This window comes from uncultured Campylobacter sp. (assembly GCF_937890585.1).
Taxonomy (GTDB): Bacteria; Campylobacterota; Campylobacteria; order Campylobacterales; family Campylobacteraceae; genus Campylobacter_A.
In genome coordinates this window covers 1-4,154 of the sequence record NZ_CALACG010000307.1, presented here as the reverse complement: position 1 = coordinate 4,154, position 4,154 = coordinate 1, and the positions used below count along the sequence as shown (strand labels likewise).

The following is a 4,154-nucleotide window of genomic DNA, read 5'->3' as shown; positions in this document are numbered from 1 at the left end:
CAAATTTTGCACCGCTTATTTTTAAATTTAAAGATGAAAATTTATATGAGGTCGCAACTCCATTTAGCAACGTCGCAAGCTTGCTAAAAAGCGAATTTGACACCACAGTTTTGGTGCAAAACGTAAGCGCTCTTTGGAGTAAAAAAGAGCAGATAATTGACTTTAAAGGCTAGATATTGAACAAACTTAACCACCTCGCTATCATCATGGACGGCAACGGACGCTGGGCGAAAAAGCGTGGATTTTTGCGGACAAATGGACACGAGGCCGGAGCAAATGTAGTGAGCGATATGTGCGAATTTTGCATCGACAATGGGGTGAAAATTTTAAGCCTTTACGCATTTAGCACCGAAAACTGGAAAAGACCGCAAAAAGAGGTTGATTTTTTAATGAGCTTGCTTAAAAAATTTCTTCTTTTAAAGCGTGATGATTTTATAAAAAATGGGATCAAATTTAACACGATCGGCGATATCTCGCCATTTAGTGATGAGCTAAAAAATGAGATAGAGATCACCAAAGACGCAACAAGGGAAAATACAAATTTACTTTTAAATTTAGCGATAAACTACGGCTCAAAAGATGAGATAATAAGAGCCATAAAAAAGCTAAATTTAGAGGGTGCTGATATAAATGAAGCGAGCCTAAATGCGGCACTTGATGAGAGTGAGCCGGTAGATCTTCTCATTAGGACTGGGGGCGAGAGCAGGCTTTCAAATTTCATGCTCTGGCAGGCAAGCTATGCGGAGCTCTTTTTCACGCCGACACTTTGGCCAGACTTTGGCAAGGACGAGCTTGGTGGGATCGTGGCTAAATTTAAAGACATAGAGCGAAGATTTGGCGGAGTTTAGTGAGATAATGGATATTTTAGTCATCTTTTTTGCCGTTTTTGCTTTTGTTTTTGGCATCTGTGTGGGGTCATTTTCAAATGTGCTGATATACCGCTTGCCACGAAGTGAAAGTATAAATTTCCCGGCCTCACACTGCCCAAAGTGCTCTCACAAGCTAAATTTTTATCACAATATCCCACTTTTTTCATGGCTATTTTTAGGCGGAAAATGCGCCTTTTGCAAGCAAAAGATAAGCCTTGTCTATCCGCTAGTTGAGCTAGCCTCTGGATTGCTTTTTCTGATCTGTTTTTTTAAAGAGTGTGGCGAAATTTTAAGCGTAGAAACCTTGCTTTATGCGCTATTTTTAGGGCTTTGCTTTATCATGCTACTAGCCCTTAGCGTCATAGATATAAGATATAAAGCCGTGCCAGATCCGCTCCTTTTTGCAGCGCTATTTTTTGCATTTGGCTACGCCTTGTTGCTTTTTATCTTTAAAGGAAATTTTGCTCAAATTTTAAATTTACTCCTTTTTGGATTTATATTTTGGGCGCTAAGATTTGTCGTGAGCTATGCGATGAAACGCGAAGCCATGGGCAGTGCTGACATATTTATCGCAGCGATCATCGGGGCCATTTTACCAGCCAAGCTAGCCCTTGTGGCGATCTATCTGGCGGCACTTCTTACGCTCCCGGTCTATGCGCTCGTTCGCAAAAAGGGCTACGAGCTAGCCTTTGTGCCATTTTTAAGCCTAGGACTGCTTGTCACCTACGCTTTTGACGGGCAAATTTTAGAAATTTTAAGGTTCATTTATGAGTAGAGTAAATAAATATCTTTTGTTTAACTTCCTAGGCACGTTCGCATCGCTATTTAGTACGCTTTTTTTGATCATGTCGATCGTCTTTTTCATCCAGATCGCGCGTATCACCTCATACATCGAGATCAGCTTTGGCGAGCTCTTTAAACTCTACTCATTTATGCTCCCGCGCGTGCTACTCTTTGTCGTGCCTATCGCGTTTTTCGTCTCACTTGCGATGACACTTTTTAGGCTATCAAAAGAGAATGAAAGCATCGTCATCTTTACACTTGGTGGCTCGCCAAACAAAATTGCAAGATTTTTCTTAGCATTTTCAGCTCTTTTAAGCGCTGCCTTGCTGGTAGTTGCCATCGTTATGATACCAATAGCCGCTCAGCTAAATGCAAATTTCATCGACTATAAAAAGACGGTTGCTAAGCTAAATTTAAAGCCAACTCAGTTTGGACAAAAATTCTCCGACTGGATGGTCTATGTGGGCAGCGAAAGCGAAGACAAAAATGGCACAATCTACAAAGATATCGTGATGTTTAACCCTTTTGTCAAAGACTCACAGCGCCTAATAACCGCCAAAAACGCAAAGATCATAAACGTGGGCCAAAGCGTAGAACTCTCTTTAAACGAGGGCAAAATGTATGACATCAGAGATGAAATTTATCATCAAAGCAACTTCAAATCAATGAAGATAAGAACCGCCCAAAGCGAGGAAATAAGCGACGTTGGCAGCATCAAAGAGTACTGGATGGAGGCAACTAGCAGCGATAAACGTAGAAAAGACCTTAGCACTTACGTCCTAGTGGCCCTCTTCCCGCTTGCAAGCACGCTCTTTGCTATCAGCCTTGGCATCGTCACATACAGATACGAAAAGGGCATGGTCTATGTTGGCACTTTTGGCGTTTTGTTTGGATATTTTACGCTCATAATGCTCTTTTCATCAAAGCCAGCACTAGCGATACCGCTCATATTTTTCGTATTTTTACTAGCCGGCGTCTTGCTTTATAAAGCCAAGATCACACGAAGATACTGATGAAAATTCAGATAATCTACAGCTACGATGGCTCGAAATTTCAAGGCTCACAGACCCAGCCACATGAAAATGGCGTAGAGGATGAGCTTGCGCGCGCCTTAGCTCACGTTGGCATTTTTGAAAGAGTAGTATCCAGCTCGCGCACCGATAAAAGCGTGCACGCAAACAACCAAAGCTCAAGCATCGTTTGCGGCGATCACTTTAAAGATTTAAGGCGCTTGCAAGATCTTATAAATCGCCACGCACACCCAAGCATTCATATAAAACGCATAAATTTGGTGAGTGAGAGCTTTCAAGCAAGATTTGATGCGGTCGCAAGGTCTTATAGATATGTGATAGATCACGGCAAATTTGATGTTTTTAGCTCAAACTACAAGGTGTTTTTGCCTAAATTTGATACCAAAAGAGCAAATGAAATTTTGCGAAAATTTATCGGCGAGCATGATTTTAGCGCATATATGAAAACTGGAAGCGACACAAAAAGCCCAGTGCGCGAAATTTATCAAGCATTTTGCTACACATACAAAGAGCAAACTATCATAGTTTTTAAGGCAAATGGTTTTTTACGCGGACAGGTGCGGCTCATGGTTGCAAATTTACTAAAAGCGCTAAAGCAAAAAGACGGCGACAAGCTCATCAAGGCTTCGCTAAATGGTCGCCCTGCCCTAACACGCATACCAGCACCAGCTGAAGGGCTATATCTAAATAGAGTTTTTTATAAATTTAACTAATCTAAAAAGTCGTCTGAAAATAAAATTTGGGGGAAAAGGATGGTGCGCCCGAGAGAATTCGAATCTCTGACCTTTTGAACCGCAATCAAATGCTCTATCCAGCTGAGCTACGAGCGCACATGAAAAATTAAGTTGTGATATTAACCAAACTTTCCTTAAAAAAAGATTGTATTCATTTTAAATTTATAACCTTTTTAGTAAAATCCTTTGTGCAAAAGGAGCAAAAATGAACGATTTTTTCGATAGTCTAAAAGAGATCAAAAAAGAGCTTGCAAAAGAGCAAGGCGTGGCTAAAAAGCCCCAAAAAGAGGCCGTTTCTCACACAAAAGAAGAGGCGATCTTGCACAAAGAACAAAAGCTAAGAGATGAGTTTTTGGCATATACAAAAGATAGCAAGATCAGGAAAATTTAACTTTGGAACGCTAGTTGCTTTAAATGAGGATATTTTGAATGGAGAAACCCATGAATATAACCCAAACTTTAGAATCTTTAAGCATTTTAACCGATAGCGACGCTCTTTTTTGTGAGCTTCGCGCACTGATAAGTAAAAATTTTACAAAAACCCTAGCAAACAAAGACAAGATCATCTCTTTTTACGAAGAGAGCGAGATCCCACAGCGAAAATGCTTCTTAAAATTTATAAAAAAACTCTACGAAAAACAGGGCAACGAGCTTGACGTGACCTTTGCAAAATACAAAACCATAAAACTATCTTTAGTGCAAAGAAACGCCCTAACAAACATCTACAATATCGACAT

Annotated in this window: 5 protein-coding genes, 1 tRNA gene and 1 pseudogene; 6 read left to right on the top strand and 1 reads right to left on the bottom strand. The window is 40.4% G+C overall.

The window, feature by feature from the left end:
* The first annotated feature begins 176 nt into the window (after positions 1 to 176).
* Genes uppS through truA form a run of 4 tightly spaced genes read left to right on the top strand, consistent with a single transcriptional unit; the run spans position 177 to position 3,396 of the window.
* Positions 177 to 848, top strand: a complete 672-nt coding sequence (gene uppS / locus Q0296_RS09190; protein WP_298039695.1) for a polyprenyl diphosphate synthase — start codon at positions 177 to 179, stop codon at positions 846 to 848.
* Between the two features lie 7 nt (positions 849 to 855).
* Positions 856 to 1,644 (top strand): A24 family peptidase, encoded by a 789-nt coding sequence (locus tag Q0296_RS09185; RefSeq protein ID WP_298039698.1) that lies wholly within the window; start codon positions 856 to 858, stop codon positions 1,642 to 1,644.
* Positions 1,637 to 2,665 carry an LptF/LptG family permease gene (locus Q0296_RS09180; protein WP_298039693.1) on the top strand — a complete coding sequence of 343 codons (1,029 nt, stop codon included), beginning with the start codon at positions 1,637 to 1,639 and terminating at the stop codon, positions 2,663 to 2,665. The genes Q0296_RS09185 and Q0296_RS09180 overlap by 8 nt, the downstream gene beginning before the upstream one ends.
* Entirely contained in the window at positions 2,665 to 3,396 is a 732-nt protein-coding gene (truA, locus tag Q0296_RS09175) for a tRNA pseudouridine(38-40) synthase TruA (RefSeq protein ID WP_298039690.1), read from the top strand. The genes Q0296_RS09180 and truA overlap by 1 nt, the downstream gene beginning before the upstream one ends.
* 40 nt (positions 3,397 to 3,436) lie before the next feature.
* Here the strand turns inward: truA and Q0296_RS09170 are convergent.
* Positions 3,437 to 3,513, bottom strand: a tRNA-Arg gene (locus Q0296_RS09170).
* 109 nt (positions 3,514 to 3,622) lie between these two features.
* On the opposite strand from Q0296_RS09170, the gene Q0296_RS09165 reads away from it, so the two are divergent.
* Both Q0296_RS09165 and Q0296_RS09160 read left to right on the top strand, forming a co-directional pair.
* Positions 3,623 to 3,808 carry a hypothetical protein gene (locus tag Q0296_RS09165; protein ID WP_298039687.1) on the top strand — a complete coding sequence of 62 codons (186 nt, stop codon included), beginning with the start codon at positions 3,623 to 3,625 and terminating at the stop codon, positions 3,806 to 3,808.
* 50 nt (positions 3,809 to 3,858) lie between these two features.
* Positions 3,859 to 4,154, top strand: a pseudogene (locus tag Q0296_RS09160) (adenylosuccinate lyase); the annotation flags it as partial.

Coding starts and splice junctions, on each gene's coding strand:
- Q0296_RS09165 (WP_298039687.1), top strand. CDS start 3,623: ATGAACGATTTTTTCGATAGTCTAAAAGAGATCAAAAAAGAGCTTGCA.
- Q0296_RS09180 (WP_298039693.1), top strand. CDS start 1,637: ATGAGTAGAGTAAATAAATATCTTTTGTTTAACTTCCTAGGCACGTTC.
- Q0296_RS09185 (WP_298039698.1), top strand. CDS start 856: ATGGATATTTTAGTCATCTTTTTTGCCGTTTTTGCTTTTGTTTTTGGC.
- truA (WP_298039690.1), top strand. CDS start 2,665: ATGAAAATTCAGATAATCTACAGCTACGATGGCTCGAAATTTCAAGGC.